Below are 18,968 nucleotides of genomic sequence, written 5' to 3' on the forward strand. Positions count from 1 at the left end.
AGACTATGCGGACTTGCTTGCGCGAGGCTGAATCGCCTCACCTTGCATGATTCAAGCCTCACACAAGGCACGGGGGCTATCGGTTAGGCCTGACGTGATGCGGAAGGATCTGGCGTGGGCATTCTGATCGGACTTGTGGTGACGCTCGGCTGTGTTCTCGGCGGCTTCATGGCGATGGGCGGCCATCTGCATGTGCTGATGCAGCCTTGGGAAGCGGTGGTCATCTGTGGCGCCGCACTTGGAACCTTTCTCGTCGCCAACCCGATGAAGACGGTCAAGGACACCGGCAGGGGTATCCTCGAAGCGTTCAAGCAGGCGGTGCCGAAAGAGCGCGACTATCTGGAGACGCTGGGCGTGCTGCACAGCCTGATGCGCGAACTGCGCTCGAAGTCGCGCAGCGAGGTCGAGGCGCATATCGACAATCCGGAGGAGTCGGCAATCTTCCAGGCGTTCCCGACCGTGCTCAAGAACCACGACCTGACGAATTTCATCTGCGACTACTGCCGCATCATCATCATCGGCAATGCCCGCTCGCATGAGATCGAGGCGCTGATGGACGAGGAAATCCAGACCATCAAGTCCGACAAGATGAAGGCTTACCATGCGCTGGTGGCGGTGGGCGATGGTCTGCCGGCGCTCGGCATCGTCGCCGCCGTGCTCGGCGTGGTCAAGGCGATGGGCGCGCTCGACCAGTCGCCCGAAATCCTCGGCGGCCTGATCGGCGCTGCCCTTGTCGGAACCTTCCTCGGCATCTTCCTGTCCTATGCGGTGGTCGGGCCGGTCGCCACCAAGATCAAGACGGTGCGCGAGAAGAAGAACCGCCTCTATATCATCGTCAAGCAGACGCTGCTTGCCTACATGAACGGCGCCCTGCCGCAGGTGGCGATCGAGTTCGGTCGCAAGACCATCTCGTCCTATGAGCGGCCGACGATCGATGCCGTCGAGCAAAGCACGATGAACACAGCTTCCGCCGAGAAGAAAGCGGCTTGAGCCATGCATGACGACAGACAGGACCGCACGCCGTCATGACAAGTCCTGGCAGCCCCTCGCAAGCCCGCTCGCTGATCATTGAGCGTCTGGTCGGTGACAGCGGTGAGGCCGCTCATGTCATCGGCACCGGGCGCTCGATGGGCGAGCGCGCCCTGCCGCTGCTGCAGAAGAGCCTGGCCGGCGAACTCGGCGCACCGGTCACCGTCGACCTGCGCGCGGTCGAGATCAGCCGTGTTCCCGATGCCCGCACGAATGCCGGCGATGCCTTTGCCATGGCCATCATAGCATCGCCGACGTCTTCGGATGCGATGACGCTGGTGGCTGATGCGCCGGCCATCGCCGTGATGGTGTGCGCGCTGTTCGGCGGCGATCCGGATCAGCCGGTTTCGCCGATCGAGCGCGCTCTGTCGCAGATCGAGACCGATGTCGCGACCACGGTCTTCCAGGAAGTTGCGCAGGCGTTGAACGGATCGGGCCGGCGCTCGCTCGAGCTGCGGCTGCCGGTGCCGCGGGCGCTTTCGGGCAGCGAAGCCAAGCGTCGCGTGCTGCGCGATGGCGCGGCGGTGCGCATCGTCTTCGGCATCTCGACGCCCACCGACAGCGGAACGGTCACGGTGATGATCCCGCAGCGCATTCTGCTTGCCACACGCGGTATCGCCGATGTCCACGACAGCGAAGGCACGACCTCCGACTGGCGGGCACGTTTTTCCGAAGAAGTGATGCGCTCGACGGTGACGCTCGAAGCGACCATGCCGCTGGCCCGCCTGACGCTCGGCGATCTCGCCGGTTTCGAGCCAGGCCAGGTCATCGAGTTCGAGGAAACCGCGCAGTCGCAGGCCAAGCTGAGCGCGCGCGACAAGACGCTGTTTGTCTGCGAGTTCGGTAAACTCGGGCAGAACTACACCGTCCGGATCAGGCATCCTTACGATGCTGGTCAGGATTTTATCGATGGGCTCATGCCGGGCTGACGCCGGGCAAGCCCAAGCATTTGGAGACGACTGATGGCCAAGACCAAGGTGGAAGCCAATATCGACCAGCCGGACGAACAGCTCGACCGCGCCATCGAGGAATTGCGCGGCGTCCTCCAGGAGGAGGAAAAGCGCCCCGACGCCGCCTTGCGGGCTGCCACGTCCGGCGCCAATTCCAACATCATCATGAGCATCCCGGTCGATGTGCAGATCATCCTCGGCAGTACGGAAATGCCGGTGTCGGACCTGATGGCGCTGCAGAAGGGCTCGACGGTGGCGCTCAACCGGCGCATCGGCGAACCGGTCGATGTCGTGGTCAACGGCCGCAAGATCGCGCGCGGCGAGATCACCGTGCTGGAAAGCGATCCGTCGCGCTTTGGCATCAGGCTGACCGAAATTATCGCGGCGACCAAGGGCGCTTGAGCAATGAATGACATGCGGTCTCAGCAGGAGCGGATGCCATGACGACGCCGGTGACGCTCACGCGCCCGCAAAAGGCCGCCGCCATCCTGGTGGCGATGGGCAAACCTTCGGCCAGCCGGCTGCTGAAATTCTTCAAGCAAGAAGAACTGAAGGCACTGATCGAAGGGGCGCGGCTGCTGCGCACCATTCCGCAAAGCGACCTCGAACGCATCGTTGCCGAATTCGAGGCCGAGTTCACCGAAGGTGCGGGCCTGCTCGATTCCGCCGACCGGATGGACACGATCCTCAATGAATCGCTGTCGCCCGAAGAGATGAGCGCCATCATGGGCGACAAGCGCTTCGAGGTTGCGCCGGAAGGGCCACCGCCGATCTGGCCGGAGCTGGAAAAGCTCGAACCGACGCGTCTGGGCACATTCCTTGCCGCCGAGCATCCCCAGACCGCGGCCATGGTGCTGTCGAAGCTTGCGCCGCAAGCCGCCGCCAACATTTTGCTGACCATGGAAAAGCCGATGCGCAGCGAGATCATCAAGCGCATGGTGACGATGGCGACCATTCCGGACGCGGCCACCAGGATCATCGAGAACCAGCTGCGCGCCAGCGTGCTGGCGCAGACCGCGACCAAGGATATCTCGGCGGGACAGGCGCGCGTCGCCAGTATGCTCAACGAGATGGACAAGCCTCAGTTGGAAGAGGTCATGCAGGATCTGGAAGAGGCCGGCACGCCGGACCTCGGCGGTGTTCGCTCCAGGTTGTTTGCCTTCGACGATCTGCCGCTTTTGACGCAGAAGGCGAGGGTACTCCTTTTCGACGGGCTGTCGACCGAACTGATCACGCTGGCGCTGCGCGGTGCGGCGCCCGCATTGACGGAATCGGTGCTGTCGGCGATCGGCGCACGGTCGCGGCGCATGATCGAGTCCGAGCTCGGCCAGGGCTCGGAAGGCATTCAGCTTGCCGACATCATGACGGCGCGCAAGAACATCGCGGTGGCGACAATCCGGCTTTCGCGCGAGGGGGCTTTCGAACTGCCCTCATCGCAGCAGAGCGAAGCGGCTTAACGCCGAGCGCTGAATGGCTGAAGCGGCGGACAAAGACTCCAAAACCGAGGACGCGACCGAAAAGAAGATCCGCGACACCGTCGAACAGGGCAAGCTGCCCCATTCGCGAGAGGCCGCACTTCTGGCGTCCTTCATCGCCATACTGGTGTTCACCGTCTTCTACGCCAAGGACGCGGTCGTTGATCTCGGCATGTTCCTGTCGATGTTCCTGGAAAAGCCCGAGGCGTGGCCGATGGACACCGAGACCGACGTCATCGCGCTCTACAAGACCGTGATGATGGAAATAGGCAACGCCGTCGTCAGCCTGCTGGTGCTGCTGGTGGTGGCCGGCATCGGCGCCTCGGTGCTGCAGAACATGCCGCAAGTCGTCGGCGAGCGGATCCGGCCGCAACTGTCGCGCATCTCGATAGCCAAAGGCTGGACCAGGATGTTCGGCATTCAGGGCTGGGTCGAGTTCCTGAAATCGCTGGGCAAGCTCGGCTTCGCCAGCATCGTGCTCTACTTCACGCTATCGCAGGACTACCGCCAGCTCCTGGCCGGCATGATCACCAACCCCGTCGCTTTCGGCCTCGTCATCAAAAGCATCACCGTCGACATATTGGTGGCGATCGTCTTCGTCATGGGGCTGATCGCGGCGGTCGACGTCGTCTGGTCGCGCTTCCACTGGAAGCAGGATCTGCGGATGACCAAGCAGGAGGTCAAGGACGAGTTCAAGCAGTCCGAGGGCGACCCGATCATCAAGTCGCGGCTGCGCTCGCTGGCGCGCGACCGGGCGCGCAAGCGGATGATGACGGCGGTGCCGCGCGCGACGCTGATCATCGCCAATCCGACGCACTTTTCCATCGCGCTCAGATATGTCCGCGACGAGGATTCAGCACCCATGGTGCTGGCCAAGGGCCAGGACCTTGTGGCGCTCAAGATTCGCGAGATTGCCAAGGAGCACAACATCCCGATCTTCGAGGACGTGGCGCTCGCCCGCTCCATGTACAAGCAAGTTTCGGTTGATAGCGTGATCCCGTCGCAATTCTACCAGGCCGTCGCCGAACTGGTGCGGATCGTCTACTCCAAAAAGGCTGAGCGGAGACAAATTTCATGAACCGCCAACCGCACGCAAAATCCCGCGAACTCATCGTCGCCAAGGCCATCGAGCAGGTGGTCGACGAGTTGCGGCTGATCGACGTCGCCGACTACATCGCCTTCATCCGGCTCGAGCATTTCGCTTGCCTGTCGGATCTGGTGGATTCGGCTGTGGAGCTTTTTTTCCTCCCAGGCACGCTCAGGCTCGGCCATGGCGGAGAGGCACATGTCGACTGGAGCGGCAGCCCGCGCATCGTGCTCGATCTCGAGCTTCGGCCGCCGGGCGTCACCGTCTATTTCCAGCTGACGCTGAGCGAGGAGAGGTCTTCGGTCGCGGTCAACTATGTGTCGTTCGAAAAGCCCGGGGAAGACCCCGAGCACAACACCGCTTTGCTGGAGACGGTGATCGAAGAGGCGCGAATCCGCAGGACCGAGCCGCTCGCCTATCGCTGATCTTTTGTCTTACTCCAACTGCCAGACGCGATCACTCGATCAGCCCCAGCCGCAGCGCCTTGGCCACCGCCTGGTTGCGGTTGACCGCGTTGAGCTTCTGCGTCGACTGGGTGAGATACTGGTTGGCGGTGTGGACCGACAGCTTCAACAGCCTGGCGATCTCTTCGCTGGTGTTGCCGTTGGCGGTCAGCTTCAGGCACTCCAGTTCACGCTTGGAGATCGACCGCATCCGGCCGGCATCGTTCGGACGAATGCGGGCGACGGCGGCGAACAGCGAAAAACAGCGGGCGTGGATTTCGTAGAGCGTGTCCTCCGGCAAAGCGATCGTCGAGCCGAGGAACACCACCAGCCCGCAATGGCCGCGATCGGCATGGACGGGAAAGCCAATGCCGTTGGTGCCCGGCGCCAGCGGCTCCGTCCGCTCCGCCCAGGCGAGGTTCTTGAAGACGGCGTCCGAGCCGGCGATGCCGTCATCGGCCCACCAGCGCGGCGCTGTCGAGGCGCCGCTGTGGCGAACCATCTCCTCACCGTTGGCGCCGGCAATGAATTTGGTTGTCACCGCGGTGGCGGGATAGTCGGAATCGAAGCTCGGCACCAGGCGCGCCCGTTCCGGCGAGGGGCTGACGAAGTAGAGGCCAAACGCCGACGCGTTGATGTCGACGGCGATCCAGCGGCAGCGGCGCACCGCGTCCGGGATGGTAACGGCATGGTGCGTCTCGGAACCGATGGAGAAGGCGCCGAACGGATTGCGCTGCTCGTTGAAAAGGGCTTCGGCCGCCGCCTTGATGTCAGCATGTTTCAAATGATGCCGCTCCTGATCGCCGTGGCGATGGCCATCGCGCGGTTCGACGCCGCGAATTTCTGGATGGCGTGGGTGATGTAGCTGTTGACGGTGTTGGACGAGACCCCGAGGATCACTGCGACCTCATCGGTGGTTTTGCCTTCAGACACCCAGAACAGGCATTCGCGCTCGCGGTCGGACAGCGGGTCCTGCATGGCGACGGCGGCGATCAATTGCGGGATGGCGGACAGCGCGTAACAGCACTTCAACTGAGCCTTCATCAGCGCCGGCTGGTCGATACTGCCGGCCTCGGCCGCCGAGAAAAGCGCAAACAGCCGCTGGCGGCCGACATTGAGCCGCAGTGAATAGACTTCGGCATGTCCAAGCACGTCGAGCAGGCGCGCCTCTTCGCCTGTGAGCAGTCCGCCGGCGTCGGGTGCCGCGGCGGCGACCAGGGGCCTCGGGCGGATGCCAGGTGCAACGGTCAGCGGTCCCTGGGCAAGGCCGGCGATCAGCCGCTTGCCGATCAGTTCAATGGCGTCGAAGATCCAGTTGGATGAGACGATGCGGGCGTCGTTGCGGTCCTGGTCGTGGACGATGGCGACGAGCATGTAGCTGTCGGCGCCGATCTCGGCGGCAAGCTGCATGAAAAAGGAGGTGAGATCGCCGCGCGATTCGAGGCGCGAGCCTAACGTATCGGATTGGAGAAGCGCGGCGGAACTGCTCATTGGATGCTTTGGTTGTATGTCATGGCCGGAGTCTTTTCTTGAGCCCGGACGCTGGGGTTAGCAGCGGCCGAACTTGAAGACGCATCACGTTTACGAAGCACTCACACGGCGCGGCGGTCGCGCTGATCGCCGAATCCATTCAGGGAACGCGAAGCCGTCCGCGTCTGGTGCCGGTCATTGGCCGGAACTTGAGACTTTGGGTGGTCGCCGCGCCCCCCAAGGACCGGCTGATTCGGGTCTAATCTACCCGCAGATGAATCCGACATCAAACGCGATTTGACAAAATCAATATTATTGGACTCAAGCGACTCAGGGGCTGCTTTCGCGGCCTTTTCCGCCGCAAAAGGCCTGAAACGCCGACACGAAAAAGCCAGAGGGTGTTGCGATACTGCCGTATCGAGGGCCGATCGATTCCGATAGGGTCTCGGCAGCCGGCAGGGGTGGGCATCCCTTCGGTCATACGGCGGATTTGGCGGCGCTTGCTCGCGGCCATCAGCATCGGGGGTCATGATGAAGCAGGTTTTCCTGGCGTTCACGGTGGTGCTTGCGGCTCTTGCCGGCATGGCAGCGCCCGCCAAGGCTGAGCCGACCGTTACCTATGCGCTCGACAACGGGCTGCAGGTGGTGCTGGTGCCCGACCATCGCGTGCCGAAGGTGGTGATGAACCTGCGCTACCGCGTCGGGTCGATGAATGAACCCGCGGGACGCTCGGGCTTTGCGCATCTGTTCGAACATCTGATGTTTTCCGGCACGCCGGCCTGGCCGAACGTGTTCGGCGCGCACGCCGCGCTCGGCAACGAGATCAATGCCTGGACCACCGAAGACGGCACGGTTTATTACGTCGACGGGCTGTCGTCGTCACTGCCGATGATCTTGTCGCTGGAGGCCGACCGCATGGCCAATCTCGGCCGCTCGGTGACTCAGGCCAAGCTCGATCTGCAGCGCTCGGTGGTCAAGAACGAGATGCGCCAGAACGTGCTCGACAAGGCCGGCGCATCCGGCTGGGAAGCTTTCTGGTCCGGGCTGTTCCCGAAGCCGCATCCCTATAGCCGCATGGTCATCGGCTCGGTCGCCGATCTCGATGCGGCGACGCTCGACGATGTCAGGGGTTTCTTCAACAGCTACTATCTGCCCAACAATGCGGTGTTGGTGCTGGTCGGCGACTTGGAGATCGACGACACCAAGGCGCTGATTGCCGACACGTTCGGCCGCGTGGCGCGCGGCGCCGATGTGGCGCGGCCCGCCGTGCCGGAACCGACGCAGGCCCGGCTCAAGCTGGTGCTCGAGGATCGCGTGCCAAGCCCCATCGTTGTGGTCGGCTTCAGTGGCCCGGTGGCGCAGTCGCCCGACAATGGTGCGCTCAGCATTGCCGCCGAACTGCTCGGCAACGGCGAATATGGTTTTTTGCGCAACCGGCTGGTTTCGCAGTTGGGCATTGCCACCTATGCCAGCGCGAGCTGGACCGGCGGTCTGCTCGGTGGCCGCTTTACCTTCGAGGCGGGTGCCGCCGAAGATGTGGCGCCGGAAGCGCTGGAAAGCGCGATGAAAACGGCGTTTGCGGATTTCCTGAAGACCCCGCTCGATCCGGTCGATGTCGAGCGTGCGCGCACCGGCATCTTGCAGGCAGCGCGGCTCGGCAGCGAAGCATTGAAGGATCGCGCCGGCGTCGTCTCCTACAATGCCGACGTGCTCGGCGATGCGCAGAGCGCGCTGGTCGACGACCCGCGGGTGAAGGACGCCAGCGTGGCGGATCTCGAGGCAACGATGAAGCGGCTGTTGAAACCGGAAGACGCCAGCGTGCTGGTGCTGAAGCCCGGCCCGCGCGGCGGCTATCCCGATGCACTGATCGGCTCGTCCGGCACACCGCAGCCGTTCACCGCGCCGGAGCGAGCGGCGATCGACATTCCGAAGCATGCGGCCGGGCAAGCGCCTTCGGCAACACTGCCCGCCATGGAAACGGCGACGCTCTCGAATGGCATCAAACTCGTCCACTACACAATGCCGGAAGCGCCGATGGTCTATGTCGCGGCCAGTGCCGCCGGCGGCTGGAACAGCGTGCCGGAAGGCAAGGAGGGATTGCTGGAGCTTGCAGCAAGCATGGCGACACGCGGGGCCGCCGATCGCGGCTCGGCTGATTTCGCCAAGGCGGCCAGCGACATCGGCGCCGGCGTCAGCCACCAGGCCGGAACGCTGGCCACGATGATGACGCTTGGCGTGCCGCCGGAAAAGCTCGACCAGGGTATTGGGCTGCTCGCCGACGCGGTACTGAAGCCTCGTTTCGACAAGACCGAATGGACGGTGCTGATGGCGCAGACGGTCGACTGGCTAAACGGCCGCGAGGCGGATCTGCCCGGCGTTGCCGGCCGCATGGCAAAGGCGACGCTGATCCCGCAGGTGCCGGGCAAGGCAGCGGTGGACTGGTCGGCAAAGGCGCTGGCCTCGATCTCGCTCGACGAGGCGAGGGACGCATTCAAGGCGGAGTTCACGCCGAAGGCGGTGACCTTCTACAGCGTCGGCCCGATGCCGGTCGCGACCGTCGCCGCCAGCCTTGAAAAAGCATTTGGCGCGTGGACAAGCGACACCGCCGGCTATGCCGTCGAGCCGTCGCCGGCGGCGCATTTCAACGGGGGACAGAAAGTGCTGCTGGTGCCCGAACCCGGCGCCAGCCAGTCGGCGCTGTTCGTGGCGCGGCCGGCGCCCGGCACCGACGAGAGCGAGCGCGCTGAATCGACCGCGGTCTCCAACCTGCTTGGCGCCGATTTCTCCAGCCGGCTGAATTCGGTGATCCGCGAGGAGAAGGGCTACTCCTATGGCGTGTCGAGCTATCTGATGAGCCCGATGAAGGCCGGCTCGGGATTGGTCGTGGCAACCACCGTCGAGCGCGCCAACACCGGGCCGGCGATTACCGAAATCCTGAAAGGATTTGCCGGCCTGACAACCTTGCCGGTAGCGCAGGACGAGGTCGACCGCACGGTGACCGTCTATCGCCGGGCGCTGGCTGGATCGGCCGAGACGTCGGCTGGTCTGTTCTCCTCGCTGATTGGCGCGGTCGGCAGCGGATCGACGCTGGAGGACCAGCAAACCCGCATGGCGGCGCGCACAAAGCTGACGCTCGATGCGGTTCAGAAACAGGCGCTGGCCCTGGCGTCGCTCGATCCGTCGCTGATCGTGGTGGCGGGCGACCCCGATGTGGTGATGCCGCAGCTTGCCGCGATCGGCCTCAAGGACGTCGAGATCGTCAAGCGTGACGAGGCTGGCGAAGACACGGCGATGCGGGCGCTCGATCTTCTCGGGGGCAATCGCCAGGCGCCGCTGTCTGCCTCGCCGTGGCGGGTTGGCGATGGCGGCACGACACGCGCGGTGCACGCCTGCGCCGGCGACAGGGATTGCGGCGCGCAGATCCACGCCGACTGATCGATACGAGGCGGCCGCCGGCCGCGTTTAAATCTTGGGCAACTTTGTTTCGGGGAAACGATGAGCGATTCATTTCGGGAAGTAACGTCCGTCTCGTGGTTCGGGCGGATCAAGCGCGCGGTCGGCGGGGTCATCTTCGGCCTTATCCTGATCGTGCTGATGGTGATCGGGCTGTTCTGGAACGAAGGCCGCGCCGTGCAGACGGCGCGCTCGCTGGCCGAAGGTTCTGGAGCGGTGGTTTCGGTCGGCGCCGACAGCGTCGATACCGCCAATGACGGCAAGCTGGTTCATGTCAGCGGACTGGTGACGGCGGACAGCGGCCTGGCGGATCCGGATTTCGGCATCGCCACGCAAGGGCTGCGGCTGTCGCGCAGTGTCGAGATGTATCAGTGGAAGGAAGAGTCCAAGTCGGAGACGACCAAGAAGCTCGGCGGTGGCGAAGAGACGGTGACCACCTACAGCTATTCCAAGGTGTGGGACGACAGCCAGATCGACTCGTCGGACTTCAAGAAGCCGGACGGCCACCAGAATCCGCCGATGGAAATCCACGGCCGGACCTTCCAGATTCCTGAGGGCAAGCTTGTCGCCTTCGATCTCGATACGCCAGTGCTGGACCGTATCGAGGGTGACAAGGACTATTCGCTCTCAGCCGACCAGTCGGCGGCGATAAAGGCTGCCTATACCGGAACGAAACCGCTCAGCATCGTCGATGGCAAGATTTTTCTCGGCAATGACAACACGACGCCCGCTTTGGGCGACTATCGCATCGGCTACGAACTGGCGCCGCTGGGCGTGATCAGCATCATCGCGCGCCAGGCCGACAGCCGCTTCGAGCCCTACCAGACGCAAGCCGGCGATGCGCTGCTGATGGTCGACACCGGCAACGTCCCGGCCGAAAAGATGTTCGCCGACGCCGTCAGCGCCAACACGCTGATCACCTGGCTGCTGCGCGGCGCCGGCTTGCTGTTGCTGACCATAGGCTTTGCGCTGTTCCTCAGCCCGATCGGGGTGATCCTCGATGTCATACCCTTCCTCGGCAGCATGGCGCGGATGGGTACCGGCATTATCGCCTTCGTCCTGGCGATCCTGGTCGGCACGGTGACGATTGCGATTGCCTGGTTCTGGTACCGGCCGTTGCTGGCGGTGGCCATCCTGGCGACAGGCGTGATTGCGGCGGTGATTGTCTACCGCATCGGCCGGTTGCGAAGGCCAGCCGTTCCGGTGGTTGCACCCAACCCGGCTGCGGCCGCCTAGATGGTCGGGGCGGCCGGAGCCGCCCCATATCTCCTTGGCGCAATTCCGGCCGGAAAACCGCCTCACACTTATCCTGGAATTGCTTTCCTATTTGTCCTCGAAGCCGGTGAGCACGCCGACGGCGTTGATGCCGATCTCCTCGACGGCGTAGCCGCCTTCCATCACGAACAGCGTCGGCAGGCCGAGCTTGGCGATGCGATGGCCGATCTTCGGATAGTCCGGGCTTTTCAGCTTGAACTGGCTGATCGGGTCCTTCTCGAAGGTGTCGACGCCGAGCGACACGATGACGATATCGGGGGCGTAGGCGGCGAGCTTGGCGCAGGCATCCTCCAGCGAGGCGTTCCAGGCGTCCCAATTGGTGCCGAAGGGCATGGGATAATTGACGTTGAAACCTTCGCCGGCGCTGGCGCCGCGTTCATCGGCATGGCCGAGGAAGAACGGATACTCCACCATGGGATCGCCATGCAGGTTGAGAACCTGCACGTCGGCGCGTTCATAGAAGATCTCCTGCGTGCCATTGCCGTGGTGATAGTCGACGTCGAGGATCGAGACGCGTTTTGCGCCCTGATCGAGGAACCACTGCGCGGCGACCGCGGCATTGTTGATGTAGCAGTAGCCGCCCATGAACCCGGCACCGGCGTGATGGCCGGGCGGGCGGCAGAGCGCGAAGGCCGACCGCTCGCCACCCTTGACCAAGGCCGCCGCCGTCAGCGCCACGTCGTAGGACGATTTGATCGCGGTCCATGTGCCTTCGACGAAGGTGGCGCCGGCGTCGAAGGAATAGTAGCCGAGCAAGGCGTCGACGCGCTTGGGTGGCACGTCGCCGCGCAGGCCGCGCGTCGGCCAGGTGAAGGGCATCGCCGTGCCCTCGAAGCCGGCGGCCTTCCACGCCGGCCAGACGGTCGGCAGGAAGTCGATATAGTCGGCCTTGTGGATGCGCTTGGCGGCTGTGAGATCGTGCTCGACCGGTCCGATGATCGGCCCCAGCTTCTCGCTCTCGACCCGCGCCTTGATGAACTCGGCCCGCGACGGCTTTTCGAAACCCGGCACGATTGCCGACGTGACCAGTTCCATCTGGCCGGCATGGCCGGTATGAAGCGGCGAATAGACAGTCTTCATGAATTTCCTCTCGAAATAGCGAAATCAGTCAAGGTTGAGATAGGGGGTGACCAAAGCGAGCCACATTCTTTCCACATCGTCCTCGATGAGGTCGTATGTCTTGCGATCCCGCTTCAACCCCACAAGCCGGCAGGCGTGCCCGACATCCATCATCAGCACGCCGAGCCGGCTGGCGATCTTGTCTTCAAGGGCCGGGTTCACATGCTGCAGCCACGCGGCGTAAAGCGCGATGATCTGCTCGTCATATTCGTCCTGGATCGGCCTGAGGTCGGCATTGCCGGATATCGCCTCGATCACCGGCATCAGGGTGGCGTTTTCGAGATATATTCTGGAGGTATCGATGAAGAGCTTGCGCACCTCCTGCCGAAACTCGTCGCGGTTGGTGGGTGGGGTGACCTCGATGCGCCTGGCGATCACCTCGGGAAACGACGACAGCCAGCGCCGGGCGAGGTCGAGGAGAATGGCTTCCTTGTTGGGAAAGTACTGGTAGACCGAACCGACCGACAGGCCCGCGCGCCGGGCAATGGCGAGCGTCGTCGGCGTCTTGGTTCCCTGCTCCCGCGTCAGGATCAAAGCCGCGTCGAGTATCCGGTCGACCACCTTGCTCGACCGTTCCTGCCGCGGCTGCTTGCGCGGTTCGAGCGCCATCCTGGTTTCGCGGCTGAGACTGCGCTTCACGGATTGATGCCTTCGTTCCCTGCCGGTTTCAACACAGGTCCCGGTCTCAACATTGGCGTGGTGTGTTGTCCACAATACATTCGAAATTCGGCACGTTGACAAATGCGAATAATTAGTCGCATTCTTTTATCCACGCTGTTTTGAGAGATCACAAGGGGAATTTCGAAACAGCGCACTGGCATCAGTTTTCGTCCGATAACGCCGCTCCAGCGGAGTGGCAGCTTGTCGGACAAGAGGGTTGTCGGTCTCAGCCAGTCGTCAAAAGCGCGGAGTCGCGATGTCTGTCACGGGTGCGGGTCAAAATGCTGATCTGATCGTCATCAATGGTCGCGTGCGGACCATGGACGATGACAATCCCGCCGCCGATGCGATTGCCGTCAAGGACGGCGCCATCATCGCCATAGGCAACCACGCCGCCATCGAAAAACTCAAGGGAACGACCACAGAGGTGATCGACGCCAAGGGCGGTTCGGTCCTGCCCGGTTTCATCGAAGCCCACATGCATCTGTTCTCGGGAGGGGCCGAGCTCGCGCATCTTCAACTCGGCGGTATCCATGGCTTCGAGGCGCTTCAAAGCGCCATCCGCGACTACGCAACGACGCGGCCCGAGGCGAAAATGCTTGTGGGCCAGGGCGTCGACTACACCGTGCTCGGCGACGAGCGGGTGACACGCCATCATCTCGACGCCATCCTGCCCGACCGCCCCTTCTGCATGGCAGCGCCCGACCACCATACGATGTGGGCCAACACCAAGGCGTTGGAGATAGCCGGCATCCTGAAGGGACGCACGCTCGGTCCGGGCAACGAGATCGTGATGGGTGGCGACGGCCTGGCCGCGGGCGAATTGCGCGAGGGCGAGGCCTTCGGTCCGGTGCTCGACCTTGCCGGCGAAAGCCGGGTGCGGCTGGGGCTGTCGACCGGCGGTGAGCCCGACCCAATGCCGTCGGCCGCCGAGCGGGCCGCTGACCGTGACATCATGCGGCGCGGGCTTGCATGGTCCGCGCGCCACGGCATCACCTCGATCCAGAACATGGACGGCAATCTCTACCAGCTCGAACTGCTTTCCGAGATCGAGGCCGAGGAGGGATTGCCCTGCCGCGTCAAGATCCCGTTCCACTACAAGAATTTCATGACACTCGACATGCTCGAGAAGGCGTCCGTCATGGCCGAGCGCTACCACAGTGAGTGGCTGTCATCGGGCATGGTCAAGGTGTTCTATGACGGCGTGCTCGATTCCTGGACCGCTGTTATGGTCGAACCCTATGCGGATCGTCCCGACTGGGTCGGCGAGCCGCTGTTCACGCCGCAGCAATTTATCGATCTCGCCGTGGCTATCGACAAACGCGGGCTGCAGATCGCGGTGCACTCGATCGGTGACGGCGCGGTGCGCGCAGTGCTCGACGGTTACGAGGCAGCGCAGAAGCTCAATGGCAAGCGCGACAGCCGGCACAGGGTTGAGCACATCGAGGTCACCACAGCAGCCGACGTGCCGCGTTTTGCCGAACTCGGCGTCATCGCCTCGATGCAGCCGTCGCATCCGCCCGGCGCCATGGATTTTCCACTGGAGCCGACGGTGTCACGCATCGGACCGGCCCGCTGGCCGCTGAGCTATGCCTGGCGCACCCTGAAAAGCGCCGGCGCCCATGTCGTGTTCGCCTCGGACTGGCCGGTGGCGGCGATCGACCCGATCCTGAGCATTCAGGCGGCAGTGCAGCGCAAACCATGGGCAGAAGGCGATCCTGACCAGAGTTTCTCGCTGCAGGAAGCGATTGCCGCCTACACGGTCGAGGGCGCCTGTGCCGAATTCGCCGAGCATCGCAAAGGCGTTCTGAAACCCGGCTACATGGCGGATCTGGTGGTTTTGTCGGCCGATATCGAGAAGACGGCGCCCGCCGATCTGCACAAGCTGCGACCGGTGACGACGGTCTGCGGTGGCAAGGTCACCTACCAGGCCTGACAATGGCATGCGGCTTGCACAGCTTGCCGCTTGCAAGACGAAATGACCGACTGAACTGTGATTCAATGCCGGACTTGCCAACCTACCGGCCGTGTGGTCACATCGAACAGGGGAAAAACTCCGCCAGCAAGAGCGGGGTCAACAGTGAGGCGTATCGTGCCGGAAAAACCGGATCGGAATGCAATTGAAGTCGTAAACGTCAGTAAAATTTTCGGATCGGGTGAGGGGCAGGTCGCTGCCCTCGATACGGTCTCGGTATCCATCCGCGAGAATGAGTTCTTCACCCTGCTGGGACCATCCGGCTGCGGCAAGACCACGTTGCTGCGGCTGATTGCCGGCTTCGACTTTCCAACCGCCGGCGAAATCCTCCTCTACGGTCAGGACATCGCGCCGTTGCCGCCCTTCAAGCGGCCGGTCAACACCGTCTTCCAATCCTACGCGCTGTTCCCGCATATGACGGTCGCCGACAATATCGGCTTTGGCCTGGAAATGCTGGGCAAGCCGAAGGCCGAGATCAAGGCGCGCGTCGCCGAGATGCTGAAACTGGTGAAGATGGAGGCGCTGGCGGGTCGCCGAACCAGCCAGATCTCCGGCGGCCAGCAGCAGCGCGTGGCGCTCGCCCGGGCGCTGGCGCCGCAGCCCAAGGTGCTCCTGCTCGACGAACCGCTCTCGGCGCTCGACTACAAGCTGCGCAAGGAAATGCAGATCGAATTGAAGCGGCTGCAGCACGAGACGGGCATTACCTTCATCTTCGTCACCCACGACCAGGAGGAAGCGCTGACCATGTCGGACCGCATCGCGGTGATGTCGTCGGGCAAAATCCTGCAGGTCGGCTCGCCGCGCGACATCTACGACCGGCCGGCCGAGCGTTTCGTCGCCGACTTCATCGGCGAGTCGAACTTCCTCAAGGCGGATGTGGTTAGCGCGACTGGTGGCCGGGCGACGGTGAAGCTGCCGTCTGGTGTGGAAATCCCAGCCTCGCTGCCGGAAGGCTTCAGCCCCAGCGGCAAGGTCACCATCGTCGTGCGTCCAGAGCATGCGCAGTTGGGCACGGCCAGCCCGATCGCTTCGCTGTCCGGCACCGTCGAAAACATCGTCTATCTCGGCACCGACACGCACTTCCATCTGCGCCTTGCCGGTGGCGAGCCGTTCATCGTGCGGCGTCAGAACAGCCGCGGCGCCGGTGACGGCTTCGTGCAGGGCGGCCAGATCGGCATCATGATCGGCAACGACGCCGCGCAAGTGCTGAAGGACTGATCATGGCGACCGCGGAACAAGTCGCCAAGGCAGCGGAGCGGCGCGATGTGCGCGACCGCTGGCTGCTGTCAGCGCCAGCCTTGCTGGTGATCTTCCTCGCCGCGACCGGCCCCTTGCTGATCGTGCTGATCTACTCGTTCCTGACGCCTGGCCCCTATGGCGATGTGAAGTGGCAGTTTTCGCCCGATGCCTGGCTGTCGGTGTTCATGGAACGCGACATTTTCGACGATACGCTTTCGCTTGCGGCAGCGCATGTCACCATCTTCTGGCGCTCGATCAAGCTGGCGGTGATAACGACGATCGCCACTTTGGCGTTGGGGTTTCCAACCGCCTATTTCATGGCGACGCGCAGCGAGAAAACCAGGGATCTCTGGCTGTTCCTGATCACCATTCCGTTCTGGACCAACCTTCTGATCCGCACCTTCGCCGTGCTGCAGATCATCCGCAACGAAGGCATCATCAACACCATCCTTATGAAGCTTGGTATCGTCTCAGCGCCGGTGCAGATTCTCTTCACCGACACGGCGATTCTGATCGGCATGGCCTATGTCTATCTGCCGCTGATGGTGCTGCCGATCTATGCCAGCATGGAGAAGCTTGATTTTCGCCTCGTCGAGGCGGGCTACGACCTCTACGCGACCCGTTTCAATGTATTGCGGAAGATCATTTTCCCGCTGGTCAAACCCGGCGTCATTGCCGGCTCCATCCTGGTCTTCATTCCAGCCCTTGGCGCCTATGTGACGCCGAGCGTGCTTGGCGGCGGCAAGAATATGATGCTGTCCAACCTGATCGAATTGCAGTTCGGCCAAGGCCGCAACTGGCCGCTCGGCTCGGCGCTGTCGATCACGGTGATGATCATCGTCATGGTGGCGCTGCTTGCCTATGTGCGCAATGCCGGCAAGTCGGGGGCGCGGCATGGCTAAGAACTTTTCCATCAAGCACCAGACCGGCTTCACGGTGATCGCTGCGACCTGTTTTATCGTGCTCTATCTGCCGATCATCGTGCTGGTCGCCTATGCCTTCAACGCGGCGAACTCGACGTCCGAATGGGGCGGCTTTTCGATGCGCTGGTTCCAGTCGGCTTGGCAGAACGTGCAAGTTATCGACGCGACGCTACGCTCGTTCCAGATCGGCGCCGTCGCTGCGGTGCTGTCGACAATCTTTGCCACCATGGCCGCGCTCGCCACCACGCGCACCGCGTCCTATCCGGGCCTCACCTTCAAATATGCGGCGATCAACCAGCCGCTGATGGTACCCGAGATCGTCACCGGCGTGGCGCTGCTGATCTTCTTCTCGCGCATCAAGATCTTCACCGGCTATTCCGGCATTGGCTATCTGATCGCCGCGCACACGGCGTTCTGCATCCCGTTCGCCTATCTGCCGATCCGGGCGCGGCTGGAAAACATGGACCTGACGCTGGAGCGCGCGGCCGCCGATCTGTACGCGACGCCTTGGAAGACCTTCCGCCGCATCACGCTGCCGCTTTTGTGGCCCGGCATACTGGCCGGACTGATGCTGGCCTTCGTCATCTCGCTCGATGACGTCGTCATCACCGAGTTTGTCAAATCGGGCGGCCAGGATACGCTGCCCACCTACATGCTCGGCCAGATCCGCCGCGGCATCACGCCTGAGATCAACGCGATATCGACCGCCTTCCTGCTGCTTTCGGTCGCGATCGTCACGTTGTTTTTCTTCGTCAGCAGGAAAAGAGACTGAACCGACAAATGGGAGCTAAAACCATGAACTGGAAAACAACGACAGCCGCCATCGGGTTGGCGCTGCTCGCAACGACGAGCCTGGCCCGCGCCGATGGCGAGCTGAACATTTACAATTGGGGCAACTATACCAGCCCCGATGTGATCAAAAAGTTCGAAGCCAAATACAACGTCAAGGTGACGATCACCGATTACGATTCCAACGATACGGCGCTCGCCAAGGTACGCCAGGGCGGCACCGGCTTCGACATCGCCGTTCCGTCGCAAACCTACGTGCCGATCTGGATCAAGGAGGGCCTCGTGCAGGAGACCGATCCGGGCAAGATGGAGAACTTCAAGAACGTGGCGCCGGAATGGGCCAATCCAGACTTCGACCCCGGCCGCAAATATTCCGTGCCGTGGGCGCTGGGCACCGTCGGCGTCGTCGTCAACACCGATGCCTACAAGGGACCAGCCGACAGCTGGGGCATCATCTTCAACACGCCGGACGAGCTGAAGGGCAAGACCAATGTCGTTCCCGAGATGAATGACGTTATCTTCGCGGCGATCAAATATGTCGGCGGCCAGCAGTGCACCGACGACAAGACGGTGCTGAAGAAGGTGCGCGACACGCTTGTCGCGGCCAAGCCGAACTGGATCGCCATGGAATACAACACCATCGAAAAGATGGGCGCCGGCGACTTCAAGGCGACCAGCGACTGGAACGGTTCGGCGCTGCGTCAGCGGCTGGCCAATCCGGCCATCCATTACAATTATCCGAAGGAAGGCTACGGCCTGTGGAGCGATAACGTCGTCGTTCTCAAGGAAGCCAAAAATGTCGAGAACGCCAAGCTGTTCCAGAACTTCATCATGGATCCGGAAAACGCGGCCGGCCTCTCGGCCTTCCATCGCTACGCAAACGCCATTACCGGCTCGGACAAGTACATGCCGGCCGATATGAAGGATGCCCCGGAAGTCGTCATTCCGGAGGCTGCGAAGGCACAAGGCGAATTCCAGAAGATGTGCGCGCCTGAGATCCAGGACATCTACACCAAGATCTGGACCGAACTGCAGAAATAACCGCAGTCTGACAGACCCGGCGGCATGCGCCGCCGGGTCT

At 62.9% G+C, this 18,968-nt stretch carries 17 protein-coding genes; 13 read left to right on the forward strand and 4 right to left on the reverse strand.

Annotated elements, in window-relative coordinates; all coding sequences use genetic code 11:
• The first annotated feature begins 114 nt into the window (after nucleotides 1-114).
• Genes motA through NKK50_RS08200 form a run of 6 tightly spaced genes read left to right on the forward strand, consistent with a single transcriptional unit; the run spans nucleotide 115 to nucleotide 4,966 of the window.
• Entirely contained in the window at nucleotides 115-990 is an 876-nt protein-coding gene (gene motA, locus NKK50_RS08175; protein WP_023671751.1) for a flagellar motor stator protein MotA, read from the forward strand.
• 35 nt (nucleotides 991-1,025) lie between these two features.
• Nucleotides 1,026-1,958 (forward strand): FliM/FliN family flagellar motor switch protein, encoded by a 933-nt coding sequence (locus tag NKK50_RS08180; protein WP_023683478.1) that lies wholly within the window; start codon nucleotides 1,026-1,028, stop codon nucleotides 1,956-1,958.
• 33 nt (nucleotides 1,959-1,991) lie between these two features.
• On the forward strand, nucleotides 1,992-2,381 hold the full coding sequence (fliN, locus tag NKK50_RS08185) for a flagellar motor switch protein FliN (RefSeq protein ID WP_023683477.1): 390 nt from the start codon (nucleotides 1,992-1,994) through the stop codon (nucleotides 2,379-2,381).
• A gap of 38 nt (nucleotides 2,382-2,419) precedes the next feature.
• A complete protein-coding gene (locus NKK50_RS08190; RefSeq protein WP_023683476.1) occupies nucleotides 2,420-3,436 on the forward strand; it encodes a flagellar motor switch protein FliG in 1,017 nt (338 codons plus the stop codon).
• A 13-nt stretch (nucleotides 3,437-3,449) separates the two neighbouring features.
• Nucleotides 3,450-4,532 carry a flagellar biosynthesis protein FlhB gene (flhB, locus tag NKK50_RS08195; RefSeq protein ID WP_023683475.1) on the forward strand — a complete coding sequence of 361 codons (1,083 nt, stop codon included), beginning with the start codon at nucleotides 3,450-3,452 and terminating at the stop codon, nucleotides 4,530-4,532.
• Nucleotides 4,529-4,966, forward strand: coding sequence for a BspJ family T4SS effector nucleomodulin (locus NKK50_RS08200; protein WP_023671756.1), 438 nt, complete (start codon nucleotides 4,529-4,531; stop codon nucleotides 4,964-4,966). The genes flhB and NKK50_RS08200 overlap by 4 nt, the downstream gene beginning before the upstream one ends.
• Before the next feature lie 31 nt (nucleotides 4,967-4,997).
• Here the strand turns inward: NKK50_RS08200 and NKK50_RS08205 are convergent, their stop codons facing one another.
• Together NKK50_RS08205 and NKK50_RS08210 are read right to left on the reverse strand one after the other, a co-directional pair.
• Nucleotides 4,998-5,768 carry a helix-turn-helix transcriptional regulator gene (locus tag NKK50_RS08205; protein WP_023683474.1) on the reverse strand — a complete coding sequence of 257 codons (771 nt, stop codon included), beginning with the start codon at nucleotides 5,766-5,768 and terminating at the stop codon, nucleotides 4,998-5,000.
• The gene (locus NKK50_RS08210) at nucleotides 5,765-6,475 is read right to left on the reverse strand and encodes a helix-turn-helix transcriptional regulator (RefSeq protein WP_023683473.1); all 711 of its coding nucleotides are present in this window, start codon (nucleotides 6,473-6,475) and stop codon (nucleotides 5,765-5,767) included. Before NKK50_RS08210 ends, NKK50_RS08205 begins: the two co-directional genes overlap by 4 nt.
• Nucleotides 6,476-6,982: 507 nt before the next feature.
• On the opposite strand from NKK50_RS08210, the gene NKK50_RS08215 reads away from it, so the two are divergent.
• Together NKK50_RS08215 and NKK50_RS08220 are read left to right on the forward strand one after the other, a co-directional pair.
• Nucleotides 6,983-9,889 carry a M16 family metallopeptidase gene (locus tag NKK50_RS08215; protein ID WP_023833556.1) on the forward strand — a complete coding sequence of 969 codons (2,907 nt, stop codon included), beginning with the start codon at nucleotides 6,983-6,985 and terminating at the stop codon, nucleotides 9,887-9,889.
• A gap of 60 nt (nucleotides 9,890-9,949) precedes the next feature.
• Nucleotides 9,950-11,143: a TMEM43 family protein gene (locus NKK50_RS08220; protein WP_023744235.1), complete on the forward strand. Its 1,194-nt coding sequence runs from the start codon at nucleotides 9,950-9,952 to the stop codon at nucleotides 11,141-11,143.
• Between the two features lie 87 nt (nucleotides 11,144-11,230).
• On the opposite strand, the gene NKK50_RS08225 is transcribed toward NKK50_RS08220, so the two are convergent.
• Both NKK50_RS08225 and NKK50_RS08230 read right to left on the reverse strand, forming a co-directional pair.
• The gene (locus NKK50_RS08225) at nucleotides 11,231-12,262 is read right to left on the reverse strand and encodes a histone deacetylase family protein (protein WP_023725145.1); all 1,032 of its coding nucleotides are present in this window, start codon (nucleotides 12,260-12,262) and stop codon (nucleotides 11,231-11,233) included.
• A 24-nt stretch (nucleotides 12,263-12,286) separates the two neighbouring features.
• Nucleotides 12,287-12,940 (reverse strand): TetR/AcrR family transcriptional regulator, encoded by a 654-nt coding sequence (locus NKK50_RS08230; RefSeq protein WP_023686329.1) that lies wholly within the window; start codon nucleotides 12,938-12,940, stop codon nucleotides 12,287-12,289.
• Nucleotides 12,941-13,217: 277 nt separating this feature from the next.
• On the opposite strand from NKK50_RS08230, the gene NKK50_RS08235 reads away from it, so the two are divergent.
• From NKK50_RS08235 to NKK50_RS08255, 5 genes are all read left to right on the forward strand, one after another.
• Nucleotides 13,218-14,897: an amidohydrolase gene (locus NKK50_RS08235; RefSeq protein ID WP_352499088.1), complete on the forward strand. Its 1,680-nt coding sequence runs from the start codon at nucleotides 13,218-13,220 to the stop codon at nucleotides 14,895-14,897.
• A 156-nt stretch (nucleotides 14,898-15,053) separates the two neighbouring features.
• Nucleotides 15,054-16,154, forward strand: coding sequence for an ABC transporter ATP-binding protein (locus tag NKK50_RS08240; protein WP_023683467.1), 1,101 nt, complete (start codon nucleotides 15,054-15,056; stop codon nucleotides 16,152-16,154).
• Nucleotides 16,155-16,156: 2 nt separating this feature from the next.
• A complete protein-coding gene (locus tag NKK50_RS08245; protein WP_023683466.1) occupies nucleotides 16,157-17,077 on the forward strand; it encodes an ABC transporter permease in 921 nt (306 codons plus the stop codon).
• Complete coding sequence (locus NKK50_RS08250; RefSeq protein ID WP_023671766.1) at nucleotides 17,070-17,870, forward strand: ABC transporter permease; 801 nt, start codon at nucleotides 17,070-17,072, stop codon at nucleotides 17,868-17,870. The genes NKK50_RS08245 and NKK50_RS08250 overlap by 8 nt, the downstream gene beginning before the upstream one ends.
• Before the next feature lie 23 nt (nucleotides 17,871-17,893).
• A complete protein-coding gene (locus tag NKK50_RS08255; protein ID WP_023671767.1) occupies nucleotides 17,894-18,928 on the forward strand; it encodes an ABC transporter substrate-binding protein in 1,035 nt (344 codons plus the stop codon).
• Nucleotides 18,929-18,968: the final 40 nt, after the last annotated feature.

Source organism: Mesorhizobium sp. M0001, from assembly GCF_040324255.1.
Classification (GTDB): Bacteria; Pseudomonadota; Alphaproteobacteria; order Rhizobiales; family Rhizobiaceae; genus Mesorhizobium.

Bases quoted from the DNA above. Each gene is read 5' to 3' on its own strand.
- NKK50_RS08180 (WP_023683478.1), top strand. From the start codon at position 1,026: ATGACAAGTCCTGGCAGCCCCTCGCAAGCCCGCTCGCTGATCATTGAG.
- fliN (WP_023683477.1), top strand. From the start codon at position 1,992: ATGGCCAAGACCAAGGTGGAAGCCAATATCGACCAGCCGGACGAACAG.
- NKK50_RS08190 (WP_023683476.1), top strand. From the start codon at position 2,420: ATGACGACGCCGGTGACGCTCACGCGCCCGCAAAAGGCCGCCGCCATC.
- flhB (WP_023683475.1), top strand. From the start codon at position 3,450: ATGGCTGAAGCGGCGGACAAAGACTCCAAAACCGAGGACGCGACCGAA.
- NKK50_RS08200 (WP_023671756.1), top strand. From the start codon at position 4,529: ATGAACCGCCAACCGCACGCAAAATCCCGCGAACTCATCGTCGCCAAG.
- NKK50_RS08210 (WP_023683473.1), bottom strand. From the start codon at position 6,475: ATGAGCAGTTCCGCCGCGCTTCTCCAATCCGATACGTTAGGCTCGCGC.
- NKK50_RS08215 (WP_023833556.1), top strand. From the start codon at position 6,983: ATGATGAAGCAGGTTTTCCTGGCGTTCACGGTGGTGCTTGCGGCTCTT.
- NKK50_RS08220 (WP_023744235.1), top strand. From the start codon at position 9,950: ATGAGCGATTCATTTCGGGAAGTAACGTCCGTCTCGTGGTTCGGGCGG.
- NKK50_RS08225 (WP_023725145.1), bottom strand. From the start codon at position 12,262: ATGAAGACTGTCTATTCGCCGCTTCATACCGGCCATGCCGGCCAGATG.
- NKK50_RS08235 (WP_352499088.1), top strand. From the start codon at position 13,218: ATGTCTGTCACGGGTGCGGGTCAAAATGCTGATCTGATCGTCATCAAT.
- NKK50_RS08245 (WP_023683466.1), top strand. From the start codon at position 16,157: ATGGCGACCGCGGAACAAGTCGCCAAGGCAGCGGAGCGGCGCGATGTG.
- NKK50_RS08250 (WP_023671766.1), top strand. From the start codon at position 17,070: ATGGCTAAGAACTTTTCCATCAAGCACCAGACCGGCTTCACGGTGATC.
- NKK50_RS08255 (WP_023671767.1), top strand. From the start codon at position 17,894: ATGAACTGGAAAACAACGACAGCCGCCATCGGGTTGGCGCTGCTCGCA.